General features: G+C 71.7%; 21 protein-coding genes and 1 pseudogene. 11 read left to right on the forward strand and 11 right to left on the reverse strand.

Going from position 1 to position 24,291, the window contains the following annotated elements:
* Positions 1-136: 136 nt before the first annotated feature.
* From ALMP_RS29505 to ALMP_RS29525, 5 genes are all read left to right on the forward strand, one after another.
* Positions 137-931: an MHYT domain-containing protein gene (locus ALMP_RS29505; RefSeq protein ID WP_264933744.1), complete on the forward strand. Its 795-nt coding sequence runs from the start codon at positions 137-139 to the stop codon at positions 929-931.
* Positions 932-978: 47 nt separating this feature from the next.
* Positions 979-3,507 (forward strand): nitrate- and nitrite sensing domain-containing protein, encoded by a 2,529-nt coding sequence (locus ALMP_RS29510; RefSeq protein ID WP_264933746.1) that lies wholly within the window; start codon positions 979-981, stop codon positions 3,505-3,507.
* Positions 3,504-3,941, forward strand: coding sequence for a roadblock/LC7 domain-containing protein (locus tag ALMP_RS29515; protein ID WP_264933748.1), 438 nt, complete (start codon positions 3,504-3,506; stop codon positions 3,939-3,941). The genes ALMP_RS29510 and ALMP_RS29515 overlap by 4 nt, the downstream gene beginning before the upstream one ends.
* A gap of 22 nt (positions 3,942-3,963) precedes the next feature.
* Positions 3,964-4,374 carry a DUF742 domain-containing protein gene (locus ALMP_RS29520; protein ID WP_264933750.1) on the forward strand — a complete coding sequence of 137 codons (411 nt, stop codon included), beginning with the start codon at positions 3,964-3,966 and terminating at the stop codon, positions 4,372-4,374.
* Positions 4,375-4,503: 129 nt separating this feature from the next.
* A complete protein-coding gene (locus tag ALMP_RS29525; RefSeq protein ID WP_264933752.1) occupies positions 4,504-5,109 on the forward strand; it encodes an ATP/GTP-binding protein in 606 nt (201 codons plus the stop codon).
* A gap of 16 nt (positions 5,110-5,125) precedes the next feature.
* Here the strand turns inward: ALMP_RS29525 and ALMP_RS29530 are convergent, their stop codons facing one another.
* Positions 5,126-5,554, reverse strand: coding sequence for a PPOX class F420-dependent oxidoreductase (locus tag ALMP_RS29530; protein ID WP_264933754.1), 429 nt, complete (start codon positions 5,552-5,554; stop codon positions 5,126-5,128).
* 107 nt (positions 5,555-5,661) lie between these two features.
* Between ALMP_RS29530 and ALMP_RS29535 the strand changes: the two genes are divergently transcribed.
* The 3 genes and pseudogenes from ALMP_RS29535 (at position 5,662) to ALMP_RS44500 (ending at position 6,641) form a co-directional block, all read left to right on the forward strand.
* A complete protein-coding gene (locus ALMP_RS29535) occupies positions 5,662-6,072 on the forward strand; it encodes a roadblock/LC7 domain-containing protein (RefSeq protein WP_264933756.1) in 411 nt (136 codons plus the stop codon).
* Positions 6,073-6,201: 129 nt separating this feature from the next.
* Positions 6,202-6,296: pseudogene (locus tag ALMP_RS29540) on the forward strand (hypothetical protein); the annotation flags it as partial.
* A gap of 96 nt (positions 6,297-6,392) precedes the next feature.
* Positions 6,393-6,641 (forward strand): DUF6397 family protein, encoded by a 249-nt coding sequence (locus tag ALMP_RS44500; RefSeq protein WP_375803548.1) that lies wholly within the window; start codon positions 6,393-6,395, stop codon positions 6,639-6,641.
* Between the two features lie 207 nt (positions 6,642-6,848).
* On the opposite strand, the gene ALMP_RS29550 is transcribed toward ALMP_RS44500, so the two are convergent.
* The 3 genes from ALMP_RS29550 to ALMP_RS29560 form a co-directional block, all read right to left on the reverse strand.
* Complete coding sequence (locus ALMP_RS29550) at positions 6,849-7,652, reverse strand: ATP-binding cassette domain-containing protein (protein WP_264933757.1); 804 nt, start codon at positions 7,650-7,652, stop codon at positions 6,849-6,851.
* Positions 7,653-7,687: 35 nt separating this feature from the next.
* The gene (locus tag ALMP_RS29555) at positions 7,688-8,800 is read right to left on the reverse strand and encodes an ABC transporter permease (protein ID WP_264933758.1); all 1,113 of its coding nucleotides are present in this window, start codon (positions 8,798-8,800) and stop codon (positions 7,688-7,690) included.
* 109 nt (positions 8,801-8,909) lie between these two features.
* Complete coding sequence (locus ALMP_RS29560) at positions 8,910-9,959, reverse strand: substrate-binding domain-containing protein (RefSeq protein WP_264933760.1); 1,050 nt, start codon at positions 9,957-9,959, stop codon at positions 8,910-8,912.
* Between the two features lie 778 nt (positions 9,960-10,737).
* Here ALMP_RS29560 and ALMP_RS29565 point away from each other — a divergent pair.
* Entirely contained in the window at positions 10,738-11,739 is a 1,002-nt protein-coding gene (locus ALMP_RS29565) for a LacI family DNA-binding transcriptional regulator (protein WP_264934011.1), read from the forward strand.
* 394 nt (positions 11,740-12,133) lie between these two features.
* On the opposite strand, the gene ALMP_RS29570 is transcribed toward ALMP_RS29565, so the two are convergent.
* The 3 genes from ALMP_RS29570 to ALMP_RS29580 all read right to left on the reverse strand — a co-directional run bounded on the left by ALMP_RS29570 (position 12,134) and on the right by ALMP_RS29580 (position 16,836).
* Entirely contained in the window at positions 12,134-13,144 is a 1,011-nt protein-coding gene (locus ALMP_RS29570; protein WP_264933762.1) for a sugar ABC transporter substrate-binding protein, read from the reverse strand.
* Positions 13,145-13,433: 289 nt separating this feature from the next.
* Positions 13,434-14,303, reverse strand: coding sequence for an acyl-CoA thioesterase II (locus tag ALMP_RS29575; protein WP_264933764.1), 870 nt, complete (start codon positions 14,301-14,303; stop codon positions 13,434-13,436).
* Between the two features lie 19 nt (positions 14,304-14,322).
* Positions 14,323-16,836 (reverse strand): RNA helicase, encoded by a 2,514-nt coding sequence (locus ALMP_RS29580; protein WP_264933766.1) that lies wholly within the window; start codon positions 16,834-16,836, stop codon positions 14,323-14,325.
* Positions 16,837-16,982: 146 nt separating this feature from the next.
* On the opposite strand from ALMP_RS29580, the gene ALMP_RS29585 reads away from it, so the two are divergent.
* On the forward strand, positions 16,983-17,777 hold the full coding sequence (locus ALMP_RS29585) for a metal-dependent hydrolase (protein WP_264933768.1): 795 nt from the start codon (positions 16,983-16,985) through the stop codon (positions 17,775-17,777).
* A gap of 10 nt (positions 17,778-17,787) precedes the next feature.
* Here ALMP_RS29585 and ALMP_RS29590 read toward each other — a convergent pair whose 3' ends face one another.
* From ALMP_RS29590 to ALMP_RS29605, 4 genes are all read right to left on the reverse strand, one after another.
* Positions 17,788-18,042 carry a type B 50S ribosomal protein L31 gene (locus ALMP_RS29590; protein WP_264933770.1) on the reverse strand — a complete coding sequence of 85 codons (255 nt, stop codon included), beginning with the start codon at positions 18,040-18,042 and terminating at the stop codon, positions 17,788-17,790.
* Between the two features lie 50 nt (positions 18,043-18,092).
* Positions 18,093-18,563, reverse strand: coding sequence for a DUF5709 domain-containing protein (locus tag ALMP_RS29595; RefSeq protein ID WP_264933771.1), 471 nt, complete (start codon positions 18,561-18,563; stop codon positions 18,093-18,095).
* A gap of 232 nt (positions 18,564-18,795) precedes the next feature.
* On the reverse strand, positions 18,796-20,598 hold the full coding sequence (locus ALMP_RS29600) for an ABC transporter ATP-binding protein (protein ID WP_264933773.1): 1,803 nt from the start codon (positions 20,596-20,598) through the stop codon (positions 18,796-18,798).
* Positions 20,595-22,445, reverse strand: a complete 1,851-nt coding sequence (locus tag ALMP_RS29605; protein WP_264933775.1) for an ABC transporter ATP-binding protein — start codon at positions 22,443-22,445, stop codon at positions 20,595-20,597. The genes ALMP_RS29600 and ALMP_RS29605 overlap by 4 nt, the downstream gene beginning before the upstream one ends.
* A gap of 328 nt (positions 22,446-22,773) precedes the next feature.
* On the opposite strand from ALMP_RS29605, the gene ALMP_RS29610 reads away from it, so the two are divergent.
* Positions 22,774-24,264 (forward strand): cation:dicarboxylate symporter family transporter, encoded by a 1,491-nt coding sequence (locus ALMP_RS29610; RefSeq protein WP_264933777.1) that lies wholly within the window; start codon positions 22,774-22,776, stop codon positions 24,262-24,264.
* The last annotated feature ends 27 nt before the right edge of the window (positions 24,265-24,291 follow it).

The following is a 24,291-nucleotide window of genomic DNA, read 5'->3' on the forward strand; positions in this document are numbered from 1 at the left end:
CACCGGCGCGAGGGACGCCGCAGCGCACACGTTCGAACGCGAGGCGATCGTCGGGACGCAATTCCGTGTCATATTGCGGCAGCTTTCGAAATGCGCCCTCTTTGTGCCCCCGTGACCCGGCTAGCGTCCCGGGGCCATGGGACACCTGGACCACGCCACCTTCGGCTGGCTGACCCCCGTGCTGTCGTACGTGATGGCCTGCATCGGCGCCGCGCTCGGGCTGCGCTGCACCGTGCGCGCCCTGGGCGCCACCGGACGCTCCCGCCGCAACTGGCTCGTCACCGCCGCGTCCGCGATCGGCACCGGCATCTGGACCATGCACTTCGTGGCCATGCTCGGCTTCGGCGTCAGCGGCACCGACATCCGCTACGACGTGCCTCTCACCGTGCTGAGCCTCCTCGTCGCCATGGTCGTCGTCTGCGCCGGCGTCTTCGCCGTCGGCTACGGCCGCGACCGCACGCGCGCGCTGCTGATCGGCGGACTCACCACCGGCGTGGGCGTGGCCAGCATGCACTACCTGGGCATGGCCGCCGTCCGGCTGCACGGCGACGTCACCTACGACCCGACGCTCGTCGGGCTCTCCGTCCTGATCGCCGTCGTCGCGGCGACCGCGGCCCTCTGGGCGGCGCTCAACATCAAGGCGCCGCTCGCGGTCACCGTCGCCTCCCTCGTCATGGGCGCGGCGGTGAGCAGCATGCACTACACCGGGATGCTCGCGGTGAGCGTGCGCGTCGCGCCGTCCGGCGCGGCCCTGCCCGGGGCCACGGCGATGCAGTTCATCTTCCCCCTCGCCGTCGGCCTCGGGTCCTACCTCTTCCTGACCTCCGCCTTCGTCGCCCTGTCGCCCACCGCGGGGGAGCGCGAGGCGTCCGCCTCCGCGCAGCAGCCCGCGGACAGCGCCGTCGGCCGCCGACCGGCCCGCACCGCGTGACGGCGCCCGACGGCACGCCCACCGAACCCCTATCGAGCGAGGAGGCCATGCGAACACCCCGGAGGACCCCCACGGCCGGCGCCGCGTCGCCACCCCCCGTGCGCGGGCGGCGCGCCCACGCCGGACCACCCGCCGACGAGGGGGCGGACGACCGGACGGGCATACCGGCCGACGCGACACCCCCGCGCGCGGGACGCCGGCGGATCCGCCCCCGCACCGTCCGGGCCAAGATCGTCTGCCTGCTGATGGTGCCGGTCGTGTCCCTGCTGGCCCTGTGGGCGTACGCCACCGTCAGCACCGCCCAGGAGGTCTCCCGGCTGCGGCAGTTGCAGCGTGTGGACGCCCAGGTCCGCACCCCGGTCGCGGCCGCGGTGGCGGCTCTCCAGAACGAGCGGGCGGCCGCCGTGCGCCAGGCCACCGACCCGGCCACGGGACAGGGCGGCGACCTGACCAAGCTCGGCGAGCGCACGGACCGCGCGGTGGCCGAGCTCCGGCTCGACGAGGACAGCACCGTCGCCGACGGCCAGGAACTGCCCGTCGGGGTCGCCCAGCGGCTCGAGACGTTCGTCTCCGGGGCGGAAGGGCTGCGTTCGCTGCGGACCGCCGTACTCGACGGCACCGCGGGCTGGGAGGAGGCGTACCGCCGCTACACGCGGACGATCTCGGCCGCCTTCTCCGTCGGCGGCGCCCTGTCCGGCATCCAGGACGCCGAACTGGGCTCCGACGCGCGCGTGCTGCTGGAGTTCTCCCGCGCGGGCGAGGCGCTGGCCCAGGAGGACGTCGTCCTCGACAGCGCGCGCCTCGCCGGCCGTCTCGACGCGCGGCGCATGGGGCTGTTCGCGGGCGCCGTCGACACGCGCCGCACCCTCACCGAGTCGGCCGTCGCCGACCTCCGCGGCCCCGAACGCACCGCCTGGCGCGGCCTCGCCGCAGGCAGCGCCTACGCCGCGGTGGACACCGCCGAGAAGAGGGTGCTCGCCGCCGGACCCGGGGCGAAGGCCCTCACCGCGGCACCTGAAGCGACCTGGGCCAGGGCCCACGCGCGTGTGCAGGACGGGATGCGGACCATCGAGGCGGACGCGGCACGTCAGGTCGCCGACCGCGCCGACCCCTTCACCCGCGGCCTGCTCAGCCCGGCGGGCGCGGCCGTCCTGCTCGGCCTGGCCGCCGTCGCCGCGTCGCTCGTCATCTCCGTGCGCATCGGCCGCGGGCTGGTCGTGGAACTCGTCCACCTGCGCAACAGCGCCCTGGAGATCGCCCGGCGCAAACTCCCCGAGGCCATGCGGAGACTGCGGGCCGGTGAGGAGATCGACATCCGGGCCGAGGCACCGCCCGAGCCGCCCGCCGAGGACGAGACCGGCCAGGTCGCCGAAGCCCTCGGTACCGTGCACCGGGCCGCGCTGCGGGCCGCCGTGGAACGCGCCGAACTCGCCAGCGGCATCTCCGGGGTCTTCGTCAACCTCGCCCGCCGCAGCCAGGTCCTCGTGCACCGCCAGCTCAGCCTCCTGGACAGCATGGAGCGCCGCTCCGACGACCCGAACGAGCTCAGCGACCTCTTCCGCCTCGACCACCTCACCACCCGCATGCGACGCCACGCGGAGAGCCTGATCATCCTGTCCGGAGCGGCCCCCGGCCGGGCCTGGCGCATGCCGGTGTCCCTGACCGACGTGGTCCGCGCCGCCGTCTCCGAAGTCGAGGACTACGCGCGCGTGGAGGTACGGCAGCTCCCGGAGGCGTCCGTCATCGGCTCCGCCGTCGCCGACCTCACCCATCTGCTCGCCGAACTCGTCGAGAACGCCGCCCAGTTCTCGCCGCCACACACACGCGTACGCGTCATCGGAGAGCCCGTCGGCAACGGCTACGCCCTGGAGGTCGAGGACCGCGGCCTGGGCATGGGCAAGGAGACCCTCGCCGAGGCCAACCGGCGCATCGCGCAGTCCGAGGCCCTCGACCTGTTCGACAGCGACCGGCTCGGCCTGTTCGTGGTCAGCCGGCTCGCCGCCCGCCACGACGTCAAGGTCCACCTGAGGACCTCACCCTACGGCGGCACCACCGCGGTCGTCCTGCTGCCCACCGTCCTGCTGCACAGCGGCACGCCGGAACGTTCCGTCCCCGAACTGGCGGAGGCACGGCAGCCCGAGGAACGCGACTACGCGCGCGTGCCCGTCGCCGGCCGGCACCAGGAGGCCGTCCCCACGCCCGCCGACCTGCCGGTGCTGGTCGCCCCCGCCCGGGCCGCCGCCGAGCCGACGGCCACCGACACCCCACCCCCCGGAGTGACGACCTTGCGCCTGCACCGACCACCGGACGACCCCGACGGCTCGGACGGCTCGGACGACCTCCCGCGCCGGGTACGGCAGGCGAACCTCGCCCCCCAGCTGCGCCGGCCGCTGCCCGAGGAGCCGGCCCGGGCACCCGATCCGGGCGGCGACGACCGGCGCACCCCCGAACTCGTAAGGGACCGGATGGCCGCCTACCGGGACGGCTGGACGCGCGGCGGCGGCAGGCGGCCCGGCCGCGCCGCCGCCCCGGATCCCGCGCCGGGCAGAGACAGCAGCGAAGGAGACCCCGCATGATCCAGGACCCGAGCCCGAGGCCGGCCCAGCGGTCGGGTGAACTCGACTGGCTGCTCGACGACTTGGTGATGCGCGTCGGTGAGGTACGGCACGCGGTGGTGCTGTCCAACGATGGCCTCGCCGTCGGCGCCTCCACCGGCCTCAGCCGCGAGGACGCCGAACACCTCGCCGCCGTCGCCTCCGGCTTCCACAGCCTCGCCAAGGGCGCCGGACGGCATTTCGGCGCCGGTGGCGTACGCCAGACCATGGTGGAGATGGACGGCGGCTTCCTGTTCGTGGCCGCCGCCGGCGACGGATCCTGCCTCGCCCTCCTCACCGCCGTGACCGCCGACATCGGTCTCGTCGCGTACGAGATGGCACGGCTGGTCAAGCGCGTCGGGGAGCACCTCTACACGGCGCCGCGCATGTCCGCGCGACCGCCCGCCGCCGGCTGAGGCGAGAGGGTGACCCGCACCGATGACCGAGGACATGACCGGTGCCCCGCGCGAGCCGGGCAGCCAGTGGTACGACCAGGAGGCCGGGCCCCTCGTCCGCCCGTACGCCATGACCGGCGGACGGACGAGGCCCGGCCCCACCGGGGTGCGCTTCGACCTGATCGCCCTGGTGACCCTGGACCCCGGCGCGCCGGGCGCCGACGGCGTGGGGCTCGGGCCGGAACACCGGGCCCTGATCGACCTGTGCCGCACGGAGACCCAGTCCGTCGCGGAACTCGCGGCGGGCTCGGACCTGCCCGTGGGCGTGGTCCGGGTGCTCCTCGGTGACCTGCTGGAACTCGGCTGCGTCACCGTCAGCCGTCCGGTCCCGCCCGCACAGCTCCCCGACGAACGGATTCTGCACGAGGTCGTCGAGGGACTGAGGGCGCTGTAGATGAACGTACGCACCGCCCCGGAAGCATACGGACCCGTTCCGCACCGACCCGACCACACCGACGTGGTGCGGCCCGACACCGACCGTCCCGACACCGACCGTCGCCGGCACTCCCGAGAGAAGTGATCCATGGTCTCCGAACACTCCGACACCACGGGCGGCGACACGGCCCCGCTGGCGTTGAAGATACTGGTCGCCGGCGGTTTCGGCGTGGGCAAGACCACGCTGGTGGGCGCGGTCAGCGAGATCAAGCCGCTGCGCACCGAGGAACTCCTCAGCGAAGCAGGTCGGTCGGTGGACGACACCGACGGCGTCGATCAGAAGGTGACGACGACCGTCGCCATGGACTTCGGCCGGATCACCATCCGCTCCGGCCTCTCCCTCTACCTGTTCGGCACTCCGGGCCAGGACCGCTTCTGGTTCCTGTGGGACGAACTCTCCCAGGGGGCACTGGGCGCCGTCGTCCTCGCCGACACGCGGCGCCTGGAGGACTGCTTTCCCGCCGTCGACTACTTCGAGCACCGCCACATCCCGTTCGTGGTGGCCGTCAACTGCTTCACGGGAGCGCGGACCTACGGCGCCCCCGAGGTCGAGCGCGCCCTCGACCTCGACCCGGGCACGCCCGTCGTGCTGTGCGACGCGCGTGACCGGGACTCCGGGAAGGAGGTGCTCATCCGGCTCGTCGAGTACGCCGGGCGGATGCACACCGCCCGGCTGCTGGACTCGGTGAGCTGAGCGCGACGTGCCGGCCTCAGTCCGCCACGGCCTTCTCCGCCAGGACCTTGTCGACCTTGACGCGCACCAGCAGTTCGCCGGGAACACCGTTGCGGGCCCCGAACTCCTCGGCGCGGTCCTCGCCCATGTACCGCGCCCCGATACGGGTCGCCCAGTGCCGTACCTCGTCGAGGTCCTCCGACACCGAGGCGCGGCCCTGGAGCACCACGTAGTCGAAGGGCGGCCGGTCGTCGTCCACGCACAGGGCGACCCGGCCGTCGCGCGCCAGATTGCGCCCCTTCACGGTCTCCTTGCCCGTGTTGAACACGACTTCGTCCCCGTCGAGCAGGAACCAGATCGGTGCCACGTGCGGACGTCCGTCGGCCCGTACCGTCGACAACTTCGCGGTGCGGGTGCCGTGCGAGACGAACGCCCGCCATTCGTCATCGGTCATCTTCTGTGCCATGCCTCCATCCTCCTTGCTCGGCGGCCGGTGCGTGGGCAAGGCTGGCGATGGGACCCCGTCGGCCAGGCGGGGCGTCACACGGGGAACGTCTCAGGGGGAGACCGAACATGACGCGGAAACAGGGGCTGGGCTGGCTGCTGGACGATCTGACCGAGCGCGTCGACCACGTGCGGCACGCACTGGTCCTGTCCAACGACGGGCTGGTGGCGGGCGCGAGCACGGGACTGCGCCGGGAGGACGCCGAGCACCTCGCGGCCGTCTCGTCCGGACTGCACAGCCTGGCCAAGGGATCGGGACGCCACTTCGGGGCGGGCCACGTTCGACAGACCATGGTGGAGTTCGACGACGCGATGCTGTTCGTGACCGCGGCCGGCACCGGCAGCTGTCTGTGCGTGCTCAGCGCGGCGGAGGCCGACATGGGCCAGATCGCCTACGAGATGGCGCTGCTCGTCAACCGGGTCGGCGAGCACCTCACGGTGGACGTGCGCCATCCCGGCAACCCGTTCACAGACATCTGACCTGCTGTTTCCTCCACTCCCGTGGAGTTATCCACAGGCCGCCACGAGATGCGCGGATCCGGCTACGGTTTTTTCTCCGAGGCCGGCGCGGACAGCGCGGGCCGCCGTACTCCACGGGGGAGACCGCTCATGTCCGGCAACGCCACCACCCAACCGCACGCCCTCACCTGTTCCTTCAGCCGCGCCGCCCGGGAACTGGACCTGAAGCGCAGCGAGTTCGACCTCGCCGTGCACCTCGGACTGCTCAGGACGGTGCCCGACGACGGTTCCGCCCCGGTCCGGCGGCCCACGGAGCCCGGGGATCACCGGCCGCGCACCTCGTGGAGCGGATCACGACGGCCGACGACCCCGACGAGATCGGCTGGCTCCGCTCCGACCTGGCGCGGGCCTTGGAGGAGGCCCGGACCCACGAGCCCGCGCCCCGGCCCTCACCGAAGCGCGCCCAGGAAGGCCCGGTTGGGAAGGCCGCCGATCCCGCGGCTGCACCCGTGCCGTCCCCTGGACCGGAGCTGTCTGCACCGGCTGCGGCGGCGACATCCGCGTCACCGACATCTACGGCCAGACGCTGACCGGCACCGGCATCGCCGTCACCCCGAACGTCGACCAGCCGGGCCGGGCCCAGTTCGCCAAACGCTGACGCGGGCATCGCGGCTGGGCCGGCCCCGCCGCAACAGAACGGCGACCGCCGCAACAGAACGGCGAGGCCGACCCTGACTCTCCCCGGCCGGCACGTCCGGCCTCGCTCGTCCATGCACCGTCACTCGCCGGGTCGTCGCTCAGGCGAGGGGCTTGCCCTCGCGGTGGCGACGCAGGCCCTCCGGGCCTTCGACGACGGCCGCGGTGAGTTCCTCGACGCTGGTGTCCTCACGGCGTACGTCGAGGATCTTGCGCCCGTGGTTCATCACGATGTGCCGGTCGCAGATCTGGTAGGCGTGGTGCAGGTTGTGCGTGACCAGCACCGAGCTGACGCCCTCGTTCTTCAGCTGAAGCAGGTAGTTGAGCAGGGCCTCGGTCGCGCGGACGGCCAGCGCGCTCGTCGGCTCGTCGAGGATGAGCAGGCTGCGCTTGAAGTGCACCGCGCGGGCGATCGCCACGGCCTGCTGCTGTCCGCCGGAGAGCGAACCGACCAGCTGGCGGGGGCTCTTGATGCCCTCGATGGTGACCACGCTGTCGAGGATCTGCGCGGCGATCTCGTCCATCTCGCGGAGCTTCAGCATGCCCAGGGCGTTGGTGAGTTCACGGCCCATGAAGATGTTGCGCGTGATGGTCATCGAAGGGACCAGCGCGGAGTCCTGGAAGATCGTCTCGACGCCGCGCTTCTCCGTCTCCTGACGGTTGAGCGTGCTCAGCTTCTCGCCGCGCCACAGGTAGTCGCCCTCTTCGGCGGTGACGACTCCGGACATCGTCTTGACCAGGGTGGACTTACCGGCGCCGTTGTCGCCGAGCAGGCCGACGACCTCACCCTGGTGGATCGTGAAGCTGACGTCGTCGAGGACGGTGTTGGCTCCGTACCGCTTGGTGATGCCGGACAGTTCCAGCAGGACCTCACCCGTGTGTTCTGCGGTGGCGGTGGGGGACATGGTTGCTCCGTTTCCGGCGGTGGGCGGGGCGCCGCTCACTTCGCCTTCCCCTCGATCATGCGGTTGAAGAAGGCCGCGGCGACGATGATCAGACCGACGAACAGGTCCAGGTAGAAGCCGGGCGCACCACCGAGGAGCAGGATGTCCTGCACGGTGAGGATGAGAGCCGCGCCGAGGACCATGCCGAGGACACTGCCCCGGCCGCCGGAGAGCGCGACACCACCGACGACTGCGGCCGCGATCGCCTTCAGCTCCATGCCGCGGCCGGTGCCGGGCTGCACGGAACCGGTGCGGACGGCGGTCAGGACGGCGGCGAGGGCCACGCAGACACCGAGGATCCCGAACGCGATGAGCTTGACCCGGTCGGGGTTGATGGAGATGGCGCGTGCGGCGGCGGGGTTCCCGCCGACGGCGAAGATGTGGTTGCCGAGGCGGTGCCGGTGCACCAGCAGCCAGAACAGGACACCGACGCCGAGCAGCCACAGCATCTGACCGCGGAAGAAGCCGAGGTCTGCGGTGAAGACCTGCTTCACGGTGTCGCTGGGGACCATCAGGGCGGCCGTGGTCCCGTTGTAGAAGAGAGCGGCGCCTTCCCAGAAGAGCATCATGCCGAGCGTCACGATGAAGGACGGGATCTTGGCCTTGGTGACGAGGAGGGCGTTGAGCAGCGCGATCGCGACGCCGGTGACCAGGGCCATGCCGGTGGCGGTCCAGGCGCTCGCGCCGTCGGCGTACCACCGGGTGAACACCAGGGCGCAGAAGGTGAAGTTGGCGCCGAGCGACAGGTCGAACTCACCGGCGATGATCAGGATGCCGGCGCCGATGGCGAGGATCGCCAGCACCGGGACGCTTTGGCTGAGGACGTTGAAGTTGGACTTCTCCAGGTAGGGGAAGCCGACCGGGTCCACCAGGTAGTAGATGACGCAGCCGAGCTGCACCAGGACGAAGACCAGGCCGATCTCCAGTGCGCCACGCCCGCGAACCTGGCGCAGGCGCTCGGTCAGCCGGCCGGCGGTGGTGGTGGGGGCCGAGTCCGCGAGGGTCCGCTTCGGTGCGGTCGCGCTTCTCCTGGTGCCGTCGTCGCCCGCGACGGCGGTCCCCGCCGCCGGGGTGCTCGCCGCGGTCACCTGACCGCTCCGCTCGCTCATGGTGGTAGTGCCTTCCTGGGTGAGGTGGGTGGGGGCGGCCGCCGCTGGTGCCCGGCCGCCCCGAGCCGGTCGTCGGCTCCGTACGTGATGAGCCGGTGCGTGGACCGGATCAGCGGACCTTGCCGGCCAGTTCCTTGGCGATGCCGACGTTCGACTTGTCGACCAGGCCGCTGCCACCGGAGTTGATGCTGGCGGGGCTGAGTCCGAAGTCCAGCTTCAGGCCGAGCTGCATGACGGTCTGGAAGCCCTGGATGTAGCCCTGCTGGTCGGCCGCGGCGTCGATGGCGCCGGACTCGATGCCGGAGACGATCTGCGGTGCCAGGTCGAAGCCCACGACGGGCACCTTCACACCGGAGTCCTCCATGGCCTTGACGACGTTGCGGTGCGGGGTGCCGCCCAGGGGGACGACGGCGGCGGTCTGCTTGTGGCCGAGCAGATACTGCGTGATCTTGTCCAGGGCCGCGGAGTCCTCGATGCCGGTGCCGAGGATGTCCGTCTTCGCGCCCACCTCGTCCAGCGCGCGCTTGACACCGGCGTGCCGCTGGACCGCGTAGACCTGGTCCGGGAACTCGACGGGGGTCAGGACGACGTCGCCCTTGCCGATGTCGGGGTGGTCGGCGAGGAGACGCTTGCCGAGCAGGTAGCCGACCTGCTCGAAGTCCTGCCCGACGAACCCGAGCGTGCAGGAGCCGACGTTGCCCTCCTGGGTGATGTTGTAGCTCATCACGGGGATGCCGGCCTTCTGGGCCGCGCAGACGTTCTCGGTGTACTTGTTGGGATCGTCGAGCACGACGGCCAGCGCCGCGGGCTTGTCGGCGACCGCGCTGCCGATCAGGTCGTTGTACTTCGTCTGGTCGCCCGAACTGGTCTGCATGTTCAGGGTGAGGTCGAGCAGTTGCGCCGCGTCCTTGGCGCCCTGCGCGATGGTGGTCCAGAACGGGTCTCCGGGGTCCTGGGGGAGCAGGAAGGTGACCTTGCGGTCCTTGGCCTTGCTGCCGAGGCCCGACTTCAGTGACGTTCCCTTGCCCGAGGCCGACGCGGTGTCGTCGGCTCCCTGGGCGCAGCCCACGGCGAACAGGGCCAGCGCGGGGACGACGGCGAGCGCGCGCCAGCCGGAGACCCGGCGGGCTCTTCGGGGCGAGTGAGCGGAGTGCGGCATGGTCCTACCTCTCCTTTGAGGAAATCTGTGACGGCGCCGCGGGCCCGCGGAGTGCGGGACTGACTGAGGGGTCTTGGAACGGCGCGGGAAAGGGATGGGTCCCGGTGTCTTTTGGAGACCGTTGGGACCTCGTTGGCGCAAAATTAGCGTCCGTATGGCCGAAGGTTCAATACGGTGTCGTGACATCGATGAAAACGAAAAGGTCACGGGGCTGAGTGTCGCGTTCGACATGCATTTGGGCAGGTCAGAGCGGCCTTGCTGGCTGATGGTTCTTCATCGGCAAGGCTGTCGCGCAATGCGTCAGGAGGGCTCTGGGAATTCCTTTCCGGAGTCCTCGGGGTGTTCCGAAAGCTCGATTACCGGACCGTTTATAGAGCGCTCTAGGTGATGGTTGTCATGGCGCTTGCGTCCGGGCGGGAAGAAAAAGCCGGCCCGATCAGCGGTGGTGGCGCACGAGGTGGCCTTCGCCCCTCCCGCGCCCATCCGGAGCGGGGCGCGCCGCCATCGCCATGCGGCCCACGGGTGGCACTTCGTACGGCATCACGCTGGTGTCCCTTCACTCCGGAGGGGCCCCGGCGGCGCGCTCGACGGGCCGGGGGCTCTGCACAGGAGGGCTTTCACTGCCGCGCTCTACTAGAGCGCTCTAGTGCGAGTACCATGACCCCTGTTCAAATGTCCTGTCAATAGCTTGTTGCCTGGAGATTTCGGGGGTGCCCGTAAGGTGGACGCGTCGAAGGGGGGTTCATCGGTGAACGCATCCGGCAAGCAGCGGCCCACGATGGCGGACGTCGCCGCGAAGGCGGGCGTGTCCCGAGCGCTCGTCTCGATCGTCTTCCGAGGTCAGCCGGGGGCGAGCCGCGAGACCCGGGAGCGGGTGCTGCGCGTCGCCGACGAGATCGGCTACCGCCCCGACAACGCGGCGCGGCTGCTGGCCCGTGGCCGCAGCCGGACGCTCGGTGTGATGTTCACCGTCCATCAGACCTTCCACGCCGACCTCGTCGAGGGCATCTACCCCGAGGCCGAACGGCTCGGCTATGAAGTCCTGCTCTCCGCCACCGGCCAGGGGCGGGGCGAGGCCAAGGCCGTGGAGGCGCTGCTCAGTCACCGCTGCGAGGCGGTGATCCTCCTCGGCACGGACGCGGCGGCCGCGGACCTCGACGCCCTCGGACAGCGCACGGTCGCCGTGTCGGTCGGCCGTCGCGTCTCCCAGGCCCGGGTCGACAGCGTGCACACCGCCGAGGGCAAGGGCATCCGGCAGGCCATGGACCATCTCGTCGAACTGGGGCACCGCCGGATCGTGCACATCGATGGCGGCCGGGGCCCGGGCTCGGCCGAGCGACGGCGGGCCTACCGGGCGGCGATGCGCCGGCACGGCCTGGAGCCCGAGCAGCGGGTGATACCCGGGGAGCACACCGAACAGTCGGGCATCGAGACCGGCCGCCTGCTGCTCGCGGAGCGCGACGCGGGGCGCCCCCTGCCGACGGCGGTCCTCGCGGGCAACGACCGGTGCGCGATGGGCCTGCTCATGTCCCTGAGCCGGGCGGGCGTCGAGGTGCCGCGCGACCTGTCCGTCGTCGGCTACGACGACAGCCACCTCTCCCATCTGATGCCGATCGGCCTGACCACCGTGCGCCAGGACGCGGTCCTCATGGCGGAGCACGCCGTGCGGTTCGCCGTGGAACGGCTGGAGAACCTCGAACGGGAGCCACGCGAGGCGGTGCTCGACCCCAAGCTGGTGGTGCGCGGAACCAGCGGCCCGTCCCGGGACGACTCGGCCTGATCCGCCCCCGCCGCCCGGGCCGTAGTGGGCCGTCCCTCACCGTATTGGGCCGCCCTCAGGCCGTCTCAGGCCGTCCCCTGCCATGGCAGGCCGCCCCTGGCCGTGTCAGGTCTGCCCCCTGGCCGTCTCGGGCCGCCCCAAGCCGTCTCGGGCCGCCCCCCCAGGCCGTACCGGCCCGTCCCCCTGGCCGTATCGGGCGGCCTCCCCGGGCCGAATGGGCCGTCCCCAGGCCGCCCCAGTGGATCGCCTCACGGCCGGTGAATCGCACCCGCACGGCGGCACGGCACGCCGGCGCCCGGGCGGCGTGTGCCGACCGGGCCGGTGGGCGGGGCTCGGTGCGGACGTCGACGGGACGGACCCGCCCCGTCGACGTCGACGTCGGCTCGGCTGGAAGCTAGCGCGTCCCCTTGGCCGCGAACGCGGCGACCTCGTCGACGTTGTCCTTGGTGATGAAGGCCGGACCGGTGAGCACGGGCGCGGTGCCGCCGCCGCTGAAGTTGCCGTTGGTCTTGTAGAGCCACAGGGAGTCGACCGCCAGGTAGCCCTGGAGGTAGGGCTGCTGGTCGACCGCGAACTCCACCGTGCCGTCCTGGACCGCCTTGACCAGGTCCTTGTTCAGGTCGAAGGTCGCGACCTTCGCCTCGCTGCCCGCGTCGGCGACCGACTGCACGGCGGTCAGCGCGATCGGGGCGCCGAGGGTGACCACCTGGTCGATGGAGCCGGCCTGCTTGAGCTTGGCGGTGATGGTGGACTTCACCGACGGCATGTCGGTGCCGTTGACGTACAGGTTCTCCGTGGTGCCCTTGAAGCCCTTCTTCAGACCCGCGCACCGGGCCTCCAGAGCGACCTGGCCCTGCTCCTGGATGACGCAGACGGCGTGCTTGGCGCCGAGCTGGTTGAGCCGCTCGCCGAAGGCCTGGCCGGCGATGTTCTCGTCCTGGCCGAAGTACTCGAGCATGCCCAGTTCCCGCCAGTCGTCCAGGCCCGAGTTGAAGCCGACGACCGGAATTCCGGCCGCCTTGGCCTTGGCCACCACGTCCTTCATGGCGTCCGGCTTGGCCGCGGTCAGGGCTATGCCGTCGACCTTCTGGTCGATGGCGTTCTGCACCAGGTTGGCCTGGTTTCCGGCACTGGGGTCGCTGGAGTAGACGAGCTTGACGTTGTCCTTGGCGGCGGCGGCCTGGGCCCCCTTGCGGATGAGGTCCCAGAAGGTGTCTCCGGGCGCCGCGTGGGTGATCATGGCCACGGTCATACGGGGGGTGTCGGCCTTGCCCGCCGAGGCGTCGGCGCCGCCCTCCTCGGCCTTCTTCCCGCCGGAGCTGCTGGAACAGCCGGCGGCGAGCAGAGTGCCGGCCAGGACGGCGGCGGTCAGGGCGGCGGCTCGGACTCGGTGGTGTCTGCGCATGCTCGGTGCACCTCACTGTGCGGGCGGGGTCGGGGAGGCGGCGGGGAACGGGTGCCCGGCCGCGGCCCTCGGGGGCGCGGCGGGGCGGTATGAGCGGTGCGGCACATCGCGGACCCCGGGCGGGCAGCCCGACCACGACCACGGAGGCCACGCCGCGTGGTCCGGCGGCGAGAGCACGTGGAGTCCCCACCGCCCACCATGGTCACTAGAGCGCTGTATTAGCGCGCTCTAGTGACAGGTACTATGGGGCGGCCCGGGGAGGATGTCAACGAACCAGGCAGCGGCCGGTTCAGCCCAGCCTGCGGAAGAGCCCCTCCTGCACGACCGACACGACCAGTCGCCCCGCACGGTCGTAGATCCGGCCCCGCGCCAGCCCGCGCCCGCCCACCGCGATCGGCGACTCCTGGTCGTACAGCAGCCACTCGTCCGCGCGGAACGGCCGGTGGAACCACATCGCGTGGTCCAGCGACGCCATGTCGAAGTTCCGCGGGCCCCACAGCGGCTCCACCGGCAGACGGACGGCGTCCAGGAGGGTCATGTCGCTGGCGTAGGTCAGCGCGCACGTGTGCACGAGCGGATCGTCGCCGAGCGGCCCGACCGCGCGCATCCACACCGCGCTGCGCGGCTCGGCGTCCTTGACCTCCGCGGGGCTCCAGCGCAGCCCGTCCGCGTAGCGGATGTCGAAGGGCTGGCGGCGCGCCATCCGCTCCAGCTGCTCGGGCAGCGCGCCCAGATGCTCCCGGATCTCCTCCGCGACCGTCGGCAGCGACTCCGGGTCCGGGACCTCCCGGGCCGGCGGCAGTTGGTGCTCGAAGGGACCTTCCTCGGGCTTGTGGAAGGAAGCGGTCAGATTGAAGATCGTCCTGCCCTGCTGCACCGCGGTGACCCGGCGCGTGGTGAACGACCGCCCGTCCCGCACCCGCTCCACCTGGTAGACGATCGGCACGCCGGGCCGGCCCGGGCGCAGGAAGTACGCGTGCAGCGAGTGCACGGGCCGTTCGCCGTCCGTGGTGCGGCCGGCCGCGACCAGCGCCTGGCCCGCCACCTGGCCGCCGAAGACCCGCTGGAGCGACTCCTGCGGGCTGCGGCCGCGGAAGATGTTGACCTCGATCTGCTCCAGGTCGAGCAGATCGACGAGCCTCTCGGCCGGATTCGTCATGGGCGTGTCTCTCCTGTGCTCACAGCTGGCCGACATCGGTGACGCGGACGACCGCGCGGCCCTCGGCGTCGGAGGCCGTGAGGTCCACCTCCGCGCTGATGCCCCAGTCGTGGTCGCCGTTCGGGTCGTCGAAGATCTGCCGGACGCGCCACAGACGGTTCTGCGGCTCCTCCTGGATGACGAGCAGCTTGGGGCCGCGGGCGTTCGGCCCGGTGCCGAGGTCGTCGTACTCGTCCCAGTACCTGTCCATCGCCTCGCCCCACGCGTCGGCGTCCCAGCCGGACTCGGCGTCCATCTCGCCCAGCTCCGCCACCTGGTCCAGGGCGGCGAGCTCGACCCGGCGGAACATCGCGTTGCGGACGAGGACCCGGAAGGCGCGCGCGTTGGTGGTGACCGGCTTGACCTCGTCGGCCTTCTCCTGCGCCTCCTCGGCGGTCATCTCCTCCGGGTTGGCCAGCTGCTCCCACTCGTCCAGCAGGCTGGAGTCGACCTGGCGCACCATCTCGCCCAGCCACTCGATCAGATCCTGGAGGTCCTCCGACTTCAGATCGTCGGGGACGGTGTGGTCGAGGGCCTTGTACGCGCCGGCCAGATAGCGCAGCACGATGCCCTCGGTGCGGGCCAGCTCGTAGTACGACACCAGCTCCGTGAAGGACAGCGCCCGCTCGTACATGTCGCGGATCACCGACTTCGGCGACAGCGGATGGTCACCGACCCACGGGTGGCTCTTGCGGTACGTGTTGTACGCGTGGAAGAGCAGCTCCTCCAGCGGCTTCGGGTAGGTGACGTCCTGGAGGCGCTCCATGCGCTCCTCGTACTCCACACCGTCCGCCTTCATCGCGGCGACCGCCTCACCGCGCGCCTTGTTCTGCTGCGCGGCGAGGATCTGGCGCGGGTCGTCGAGCGTGGACTCCACGACGGACACCATGTCGAGCGCGTACGACGGCGACTCCGGGTCCAGCAGCTCGAACGCGGCCAGCGCGAAGGTGGACAGCGGCTGGTTCAGCGCGAAGTCCTGCTGGAGGTCCACGGTGAGCCGGACGATCCGGCCCGTGGCGTCCGGCACGTCGAGCTTCTCCACGATCCCGCCGTCCAACAGCGAACGGTAGATGGCGATCGCGCGCCGGATGTGCCGCAACTGCTGCTTGCGCGGCTCGTGGTTGTCCTCCAGCAGCCGCCGCATCGCCTCGAAGGCGTTGCCGGGCCGGGCGATCACCGACAGCAGCATCGTGTGCGTCACCCGGAACCGCGAGGTCAGCGGCTCCGGTTCGGACTCGATGAGCTTCTCGAAGGTGTTCTCCGTCCAGCCGACGAAACCCTCCGGCGCCTTCTTCCGGACCACCTTGCGGCGCTTCTTCGGGTCGTCGCCGGCCTTGGCGAGCGCCTTCTCGTTCTCGATGACGTGCTCCGGCGCCTGCGCCACCACGAAGCCGGCCGTGTCGAAGCCGGCCCGCCCGGCCCGGCCCGCGATCTGGTGGAACTCCCGCGCCCGCAGCGTGCGCACCCGGTTGCCGTCGTACTTCGTCAGCGCCGTGAACAGCACGGTGCGGATGGGCACGTTGACGCCGACGCCCAGGGTGTCCGTGCCGCAGATCACCTTCAGCAGACCGGCCTGGGCGAGCTTCTCCACCAGGCGCCGGTACTTGGGCAGCATGCCGGCGTGGTGCACGCCGATGCCGTGCCGCACGTAACGCGAGAGGTTGCGGCCGAACTTGGTGGTGAAGCGGAAGTTGCCGATCAGCTCGGCGATCTTCTCCTTCTCCTCCCGCGAGCACATGTTGATGCTCATCAACGCCTGCGCCCGCTCCACCGCCTGCGCCTGAGTGAAGTGCACGATGTAGACGGGCGCCTGCTTCGTCTCCAGCAGGTCGGTGAGTGTCTCGGTGAGCGGCGTGTACCGGTACTCGTACGACAGCGGCACGGGCCGGGTCGCCGAGCGGACCACCGCGGTCGGGCGGCCGGTGCGGCGGGTGAGGTCCTTCTCGAAGAAGGAGACGTCGCCGAGCGTGGCAGACATCAGCACGAACTGCGCCTGCGGCAGCTCCAGGATGGGGATCTGCCAGGCCCAGCCGCGGTCGCCCTCCGCGTAGAAGTGGAACTCGTCCATGACGACCTGGCCGACGTCCGCGTCCTTGCCGTCGCGCAGCGCGATCGAGGCGAGCACCTCGGCGGTGCAGCAGATGACCGGGGCGTCGGCGTTGACGGACGCGTCGCCGGTGAGCATGCCGACGTTCTCCGTGCCGAAGAGCTTGCACAGCTCGAAGAACTTCTCCGACACCAGCGCCTTGATGGGAGCCGTGTAGAAGGTGACCTCGTCACGGGCGAGCGCCGCGAAGTGCGCCCCTGCCGCGATCATGCTCTTGCCGGAGCCGGTGGGCGTCGACACGATCACGTTCGCGCCGGAGACCGCCTCGATCAGCGCCTCCTCCTGATGCGGGTAGAGCGTGAGACCGCGCTCCTCGGCCCAGGACTCGAAGGCGTCGTACAGGGCGTCGGGATCTGCGGTCGGCGGCAACTGATCGATGAGGGTCACGCCCCCATCTTGCCTGCCCGGGCGCCTCAGGGGGGAATCGGATGCCCGTCCGAAGATCACGGCGGCTACGCTGTGTCGCCGACGGAGCGTCGACGCACCCGGGTCAACTGGACAGCGGCACACGAGGAATGGGGCGGGCAACGGCCATGATGGGACCAGCACACTCACTGTCGGGCGCCGCCGCCTGGCTCGGCGTGGGCGCGGCGGCCGCCGCGGCCGGCCACTCGATGCCCTGGCCCGTGCTGTTGTCCGGGGCGCTGATCTGCGCCGGCGCCGCGCTCGCCCCCGACCTCGACCACAAGGCCGCGACGATCTCCCGGGCCTTCGGGCCCGTCTCCCGCTGGCTGTGCGAGATCGTCGACAAGCTCTCCTACGCCGTCTACAAGGCCACGAAGAAGCAGGGCGACCCGCGCCGCTCCGGCGGGCACCGCACGCTGACACACACCTGGCTGTGGGCGGTGATGATCGGCGCGGGCGCCTCGGTGCTGGCGGTCACCGGGGGCCGCTGGGCGGTGCTGGCGCTCCTCTTCGTGCACATGGTGCTGGCGATCGAGGGCCTGCTGTGGCGGGCGGCGCGCGGCTCCAGCAGCGACGTGCTGGTGTGGCTGCTGGCGGCGACCAGCGCCTGGATCATCGCCGGGATCCTGGACAAGCCCGGCAACGGCGCGGACTGGCTGTTCACCGAGCCCGGACAGGAGTACCTGTGGCTGGGGCTGCCGATCCTGCTCGGCGCCCTGGTGCACGACATCGGTGACGCGCTGACCGTCTCGGGCTGTCCGGTCCTGTGGCCCATACCGATCGGCCGCAAGCGCTGGTACCCGATCGGTCCGCCCAAGGCGATGCGGTTCCGGGCGGGCAGCTGGGTCGAGCTGAAGGTGCTGATGCCGGTGTTCATGCTCCTCGGGGGAGTGGGCGGCGCGGCCGCGCTCAACGTCATCTGACTCGCGCGGTTCAGCTCGTGGCCCCCTCGCCGTAGCGGCGTTCGAAGCGGGCGACGCGGCCCTCCGTGTCCACCGTGCGTGCCTTGCCGGTGTAGAAGGGATGGCTCTCGGAGGAGATCTCCACGTCCACGACCGGGTAGGTCTCGCCGTCGTCCCAGTCGATCGTCTGGTCGCTGGTCGCGGTGGACCGGGTCAGGAAGGCGTAGCCGGCGGCGCGATCGCGGAAGACGACCGGGTGGTAGTCGGGGTGCTTGTCCTGCTGCATACGTGCTCCTCCTGCGACGGGGCGACGGCGCGGGGCCGTGGCCCGCGGGATCAGCCGGGGAGGACGTCCTCGTCGACGATGTGCACGGCCGCCTCCTCGGCGGAGGCGGCCGCCCCGTCGATACCGACGTCCGTGGCGACCAGGGCGCTCTCCTCGTCCTCGTGGGCGCCCTCGTCCGGTGCGACGAGCCGGCCGGAGCGGACCGCGCCGACCTCGTTGTCCAGGAGTTCCCCGTCGGTGCCGTCGCAGTCGCCGAGGCCGTCGCTGTCGGGGGCGACCAGGTCCGGCTGCTCCTCGGCGAGCCGCTGTTCCAGGCTCTCGCCCCGCTGGCGCTCCGCGGCCGTCACACCGGTGTGCTCCACCGCCCACGGCCGCTCCGGAGGCGACCAGCCCCGGTCCAGGGGATCGGCGACCCCGTCGTTCTCCAGCGTGTCCTCCGCGTCGAGCAGACCGGCGTCGTCCTGGATCTCGGACGCGTCGGGCTGGTAGACGTCGTCCCCCCATCCGTCGGCGCTGTTCACGGGTACCTCCAGGGGATGACGGGCCCGTCCTCACCGCGGTCGGCGGTGGGACGCCTTCGCACGGGGCACCGGCTGAGGGCGGCGTGTTCCGGAGGGGGCGGCCCGGCCGCTTTCCGCGAGGGTGCCGCTCTCCAGCGTTCCACTCCGCTTCGGGGGCGCGCAACGGCAACGGCGGCGGAGCGGGCGTGCCGGACTCCCACCGGCACCAGCCTGCTCCGCCGCACCGTCGACGTCACCCGTGCCAGGACCTCCACAGCGCCGCGTAGGCGCCCTCCGCCGCGACCAGCTCCGCGTGGCTGCCCAGCTCGCTGATCCGGCCGTTCTCGACGACGGCGATGACGTCGGCGTCGTGGGCGGTGTGCAGCCGGTGGGCGATGGCGACGACGGTACGGCCGTCCAGGACGCGGGCCAGGGAGCGTTCCAGGTGGCGGGCGGCGCGCGGGTCCAGCAGCGACGTCGCCTCGTCGAGGACCAGTGTGTGCGGGTCGGCCAGCACCAGCCGGGCCAGCGCGATCTGCTGGGCCTGGGCCGGGGTGAGCGCGACGCCGCCCGAGCCGACCTCGGTGTCCAGGCCGTCGTCCAGGGCCCGTGCCCAGCCGTCCGCGTCCACCGCGGCCAGGGCCGCCCACAGCTCGGCGTCGGCGTCGTCGCCGGGCCGGAGCCGGGTCTGCGGGAGGGCGAGCCGCAGGTTGTCGCGGAGGGAGCCGACGAACACGTGATGCTCCTGGTTGACCAGCGCCACGTGCGAGCGGACCTGTTCCGCCGCCATCCGGGACAGCTCGGCGCCGCCGAGGGTGACGCTGCCGTCCCGGGGCGCGTAGATGCCGGCGAGCAGCCGGCCCAGCGTGGACTTGCCGGCGCCCGAGGGGCCGACCAGGGCCAGCCGGGTGCCGGGGGCGACCTCCAGGGACACCTTGCGCAGCACGTCGACGCCCTCGCGGTAGCCGAAGTGGACCCGGTCGGCGAGCACGTCCCGGCCGTCCGGCTCCAGCGCCGGGTCCCCGGCGTCCGGCTCGATGTCGCGCACGCCGACGAGGCGGGCCAGCGACACCTGCGCCACCTGGAGTTCGTCGTACCACCTGAGGATCAGGTTCACCGGGTCGACGAGCATCTGGGCCAGGAGCGCGGCGGTGGTCAGCTGGCCCACGCCGATCCAGCCCTCCAGCACGAACACCCCGCCGAGCATGAGGACCGAGCCGAGGACGGTGATGTGGACGGCGTTGATGACCGGGAAGAGCACCGACCGCAGCCACAGCGTGTAGCGCTCCCAGGCCGTCCACTGCTCGATCCGCAGCTTCGACAGTTCGACGCGGCGGTCGCCCAGGCGGTGGGCCTCGATGGTGCGGCCGGCGTCCACGGTCTCGGCGAGGGCGGCGGCCACGGCGGCGTACCCGGCGGCCTCCGAGCGGTAGCCGGACGGTGCCCGCTTGAAGTACCAGCGGCAGCCGGCCACCAGCAGCGGCACCGCGATCAGCACGGCGGGTGCCAGGGCCGGTGCGGTGACGACGAGTCCGCCGAGCAGCAGCCCCGCCGACATCACACCGATCGTCAGCTGGGGCACGGCCTCGCGCATCGCGTTGGCGAGCCGGTCGATGTCCGTGGTGATGCGGGACAGCAGATCGCCCGTCCCGGCCCGCTCCAGCACACCCGGGGGCAGCCGGACCGACCGCACCAGGAAGTCCTCGCGCAGGTCGGCCAGCATCCGCTCGCCGAGCATCGCGCCGCGCAGCCGTACTTCGTGGACGAAGACGGCCTGGACGACCAGGGCGAGCACGAAGCAGCCGGCGGTCACCTCGAGATGGAGTTCGCGGGCGCCGTCCGACAGCCGCTCGACGAGGGCGCCCAGCAGCCACGGTCCCACCATCGCGGCGACGGTGGCGACCGTGTTGGCCAGCACCAGCAGCAGGAAGGCGCGTCGGTGGCGGCCCAGCAGTTCGGCCACGTAGGCGCGTACGGTCGCGGGGGCGCCGACCGGCAGCGTGCTGGCCGTCGTCGGCGCCGCCGGGTCGTACGCCGGTGGCGGCACGCCGATCATGCGGTCTCCTCGATCTCTTGCAGTTCGTTCTTCTCCAACGCGTGCAGTGCGCCGCCGCCGAGCGTGTGCAGCCCGTCGTCCTCGGCCGCGCCGAGCGCATCGCCGAGGGCGGCTTCCTCGTCGCTCTCCCGGGTGACGACGGCGCGATACTGCGGTTCCGTGCGCAGCAACTCGCGGTGCGTCCCGGCCGCGGCGGCCGTGCCCTCGTGCACGAGGACGACCCGGTCCGCGCGGTCCAGCAGGAGCGGGGACGAGGTGAAGACCACGGTCGTGCGCCCGGCGCGCACCTCGCGCAGGCCCTCGGCGATCCGCGCCTCGGTGTGCGAGTCGACGGCGGAGGTGGGTTCGTCCAGGACGAGGACCTGCGGGTCGGTGAGCAGGGACCGGGCCAGGGCCAGCCGTTGCCGCTGGCCGCCGGAGAGGGAGCGGCCGCGTTCGGTGATGTGGGCGTCCATCGGGTCGTCGGCGTCGTGCGAGCCCTGGACCAGCGCTTCGAGGACGTCCGCGCACTGGGCGGCGGCCAGGGCGGTCGCCGCGTCCACGGCGCCCGAGGCGGGCACGTCGAGCAGTTCGCGCAGTGAGCCGGACAGCAGCACCGGGTCCTTGTCCTGGACGAGGACCGCGGAGCGCGCGGTGTCCAACGGCAGTTCGTCCAGCGGGACTCCGCCGAGCAGCACCGACGGGCCGTTCTGCGAGGGATGGCCGCCGAGGCGTTCCGCCAGCCGTCCGGCCGCGTCCGGATCCCCGCAGACCACGGCGGTGAGACGGGTAGCGGGGGCGAGCAGGCCGGTGTCCGGGTCGTACAGGTCGCCCGAGGGCAGGTCCGCGGCGCGCGATCCGTCGACGTCCGTGACCCGTTCCAGCGACAGCACCCGAGCGGCGCGTTTGGCCGACGGGCGGGAGAAGGAGTAGGCCATGGCGATCTCCACGAAGTGGCGCAGCGGATACGTCAGGACCATGACCGAGCTGTAGACGGTGACGAGTTCGCCGACCGAGATACGGCCCTCGCGGGTCAGGTGGACGCCGTAGAAGACGACCGCGAGCAGCAGCAGGCCCGGCAGGACGACCTGGATGGCGGTGATCAGGGACCACATGCGGGCGTTGCGCACGGCGGCGTGCCGGACCTCCTGGGAGGCGCGGCGGTAGCGGTCGAGGAACAGCTCCTCGCCGCCGATGCCGCGCAGCACCCGCAGGCCGGCCACGGTGTCGGAGGCCAGTTCGGTGGCGCGTCCGGCCTTCTCGCGCTGGACGTCGGCCCGTCGTGTCGCGTGCGGCAGCAGCGGCAGCACCGCCAGGGCGAGGACGGGCAGTCCGGCGGCGACCACGACGCCGAGCGCCGGCTCATAGACGACGAGGCCGACGCAGACCGCCAGGACGGTGAGGGCGGCGGCGCTGAACCGGGACACCGCCTCCACGAACCAGCCGATCTTCTCGACGTCGCTCGTGGACACGGCCACCACCTCGCCGGCGGCGACCCGCCGGGTCAGGGCGGCACCCAGCTGCGAGGCCTTGCGGGCGAGCAGCTGCTGGACGCGGGCGGCCACGGTGATCCAGTTGGTGATCGCGGCCCGGTGCAGGAGGGTGTCGCCGATCGCGCTGGCGGCACCGAACAGGGCGATCAGACCGCCGGCGAGCGCGAGGCGCGCACCGGAGCGGTCGACGACGGCCTCTACGGCGAAGCCGACGCAGAACGGCAGGGCCGAGACGGCCACGAAGTGGAGCAGGCCCCAGGCGAGGGACCTGAGCTGACCGCCCAGTTGGTTGCGGCCGAGCCACCACAAGAAGTGGGGTCCCGAGCGCGCGTCCGGCACACCCGGGTCGGGATACGGAAGGTCTTGGATCTGCATGACGTCCCAGTGGCTCGTGTCAGGGGGAGGAGGCGACCTCGGGAGGACGCGGCAACAAACCGTGACAGGTTCGCTTCGCAGGGTGCCGGAAATCAATTGGTTTTCCGTGCCGCCGTGGCCGGGAGGCGCCGACAGGGGACTGAGGGCTGCGGAGACTGTGAGGAACGAGTGTGTGATGTGTCACTCGTGACGTGATTTACACGGTCGCAACACAAGGGTCTTCCATGAGAGCGACGAAGCCTCCAAAGTGATCGCCACGGAAGCCGCTTTCCGTATCGCAGAAGTCTCGCTCGGCTTCTGTGAGTCCGCGTCCCCTCTAGGAGTGCTCGTGCCGCAGTCCGTACCGTCCCTGCCGCGACGCGTCGCACGCATGCTGCGTACTTCCCTGTTCACCCAGGTCGCCGTCGCCCTGGTGCTCGGCATCGTCGTCGGAAAGCTGTGGCCCGACGTGGCCACGGACCTCAAGCCGCTCGGCGACGGTTTCATCCGGCTCATCAAGACGGTGATCTCACCGCTGGTGTTCTGCGTGGTCGTCGTGGGTGTGGCCAAGGCCGGCGATCTGAAGGCGTTCGGCCGGATCGGGCTCAAGGCCCTGATCTGGTTCGAGGTCGCCTCCACGGCCGCCCTGCTCATCGGGCTGCTCGCCGCCAACGTCGTCCAGCCCGGGTCGGGGATGAACGTCGACCCGTCCACGCTCGACGCCTCGGCGGTCGACGCCAAGACCGGCGGCGGATCGCTGCCCTCGACGACCGAGTTCGTCCTGAACGCCCTGCCCACCAGCTTCATCGGCGCCTTCGCCGAGAACGAGCTGCTTCAGGTGCTGGTGCTGGCCTGTCTGGTCGGTGCGGCGCTGCTGCACCTCGGACACACCAAGGTGCCGCAGGTCCTGCCCGCCATCGAACAGGCGCAGGAGGTCATCTTCGCGGTCGTCGGCTTCATCATGCGGCTCGCCCCGATCGCCGTGTTCGGCGCGATGGCCGTCCTGGTCGGCCAGTACGGACTCGGCGTGATGAAGACGTACGCCAAGCTGATCATCCTGTGCTACGCGGCCGCCGCGCTGTTCATCGCGCTGCTCGCCGTCGCCCTGCGGATGCTCACCGGCCTGAGCCTGTGGAAGTTCCTGCGCTACATCCGTGAGGAGATGCTCCTCGCGCTCGGCACCGCCTCCACCGAGTCCGTCATGCCGCGCGTGATGCAGAAGCTGCGCAAGGCGGGCGCCCGCGACGACGCGGTGGGCCTGGTGCTGCCCACGGGCTACTCCTTCAACCTCGACGGCGCCTCGCTCTACCTCTCCATCGGCACGCTGTTCATCGCCCAGTCGGTGGGCGTGGACCTCAGCCTGGGCCAGCAGATCACCGTCGTCCTGGTGCTGATGCTGACCAGCAAGGGCATGGCGGGCATCCCCGGTTCCGCCTTCCTCGCGCTGTCCGCGACCGCCTCCTCGCTGGGGGCCATCCCCGCCGGTGCCGTCGCCCTGCTGCTGGGCGTGGACCGCATCATGGACTCGATGCGCGTCGTCACGAACCTGCTCGGCAACTGCGTGGCGGTCTTCGCCGTCTCCCGCTGGGAGGGCGCGCTGGACCTGGACCGGGCGAAGAAGGTGCTGGACGGTGAGGTCGTGTCCGGGCGGGACGAGGACGAGGCCGACCCGGACGCCCCGACGGCAGAGGCGGCCGCGGGCTCCGGGGCCGGCGGCACCCAGCCCGACGGTCCCCGTGCCGGCGCGGAAGAAGCGCCCGCCCCCGGCGCGGCGGAAGCCCCGGCCGCCGGTGTCCCGGCGCAGCCGACGGTGAAGGAGCCCGCCCCCGAAGCGGGCTGACGCGGAACCGACCCCACGGGCCGCGGC

This window comes from Streptomyces sp. A012304 (assembly GCF_026008495.1).
In the GTDB taxonomy this organism is placed as follows: Bacteria; Actinomycetota; Actinomycetes; order Streptomycetales; family Streptomycetaceae; genus Streptomyces.

Excerpts from the sequence above, each read along its gene's own strand:
- ALMP_RS29505 (WP_264933744.1), top strand. The coding sequence starts at position 137 with ATGGGACACCTGGACCACGCCACCTTCGGCTGGCTGACCCCCGTGCTG.
- ALMP_RS29510 (WP_264933746.1), top strand. The coding sequence starts at position 979 with ATGCGAACACCCCGGAGGACCCCCACGGCCGGCGCCGCGTCGCCACCC.
- ALMP_RS29515 (WP_264933748.1), top strand. The coding sequence starts at position 3,504 with ATGATCCAGGACCCGAGCCCGAGGCCGGCCCAGCGGTCGGGTGAACTC.
- ALMP_RS29520 (WP_264933750.1), top strand. The coding sequence starts at position 3,964 with ATGACCGAGGACATGACCGGTGCCCCGCGCGAGCCGGGCAGCCAGTGG.
- ALMP_RS29525 (WP_264933752.1), top strand. The coding sequence starts at position 4,504 with ATGGTCTCCGAACACTCCGACACCACGGGCGGCGACACGGCCCCGCTG.
- ALMP_RS29530 (WP_264933754.1), bottom strand. The coding sequence starts at position 5,554 with ATGGCACAGAAGATGACCGATGACGAATGGCGGGCGTTCGTCTCGCAC.
- ALMP_RS29535 (WP_264933756.1), top strand. The coding sequence starts at position 5,662 with ATGACGCGGAAACAGGGGCTGGGCTGGCTGCTGGACGATCTGACCGAG.
- ALMP_RS29550 (WP_264933757.1), bottom strand. The coding sequence starts at position 7,652 with ATGTCCCCCACCGCCACCGCAGAACACACGGGTGAGGTCCTGCTGGAA.
- ALMP_RS29555 (WP_264933758.1), bottom strand. The coding sequence starts at position 8,800 with ATGAGCGAGCGGAGCGGTCAGGTGACCGCGGCGAGCACCCCGGCGGCG.
- ALMP_RS29560 (WP_264933760.1), bottom strand. The coding sequence starts at position 9,959 with ATGCCGCACTCCGCTCACTCGCCCCGAAGAGCCCGCCGGGTCTCCGGC.
- ALMP_RS29565 (WP_264934011.1), top strand. The coding sequence starts at position 10,738 with ATGGCGGACGTCGCCGCGAAGGCGGGCGTGTCCCGAGCGCTCGTCTCG.
- ALMP_RS29570 (WP_264933762.1), bottom strand. The coding sequence starts at position 13,144 with ATGCGCAGACACCACCGAGTCCGAGCCGCCGCCCTGACCGCCGCCGTC.
- ALMP_RS29575 (WP_264933764.1), bottom strand. The coding sequence starts at position 14,303 with ATGACGAATCCGGCCGAGAGGCTCGTCGATCTGCTCGACCTGGAGCAG.
- ALMP_RS29585 (WP_264933768.1), top strand. The coding sequence starts at position 16,983 with ATGATGGGACCAGCACACTCACTGTCGGGCGCCGCCGCCTGGCTCGGC.
- ALMP_RS29590 (WP_264933770.1), bottom strand. The coding sequence starts at position 18,042 with ATGCAGCAGGACAAGCACCCCGACTACCACCCGGTCGTCTTCCGCGAT.
- ALMP_RS29600 (WP_264933773.1), bottom strand. The coding sequence starts at position 20,598 with ATGATCGGCGTGCCGCCACCGGCGTACGACCCGGCGGCGCCGACGACG.
- ALMP_RS29605 (WP_264933775.1), bottom strand. The coding sequence starts at position 22,445 with ATGCAGATCCAAGACCTTCCGTATCCCGACCCGGGTGTGCCGGACGCG.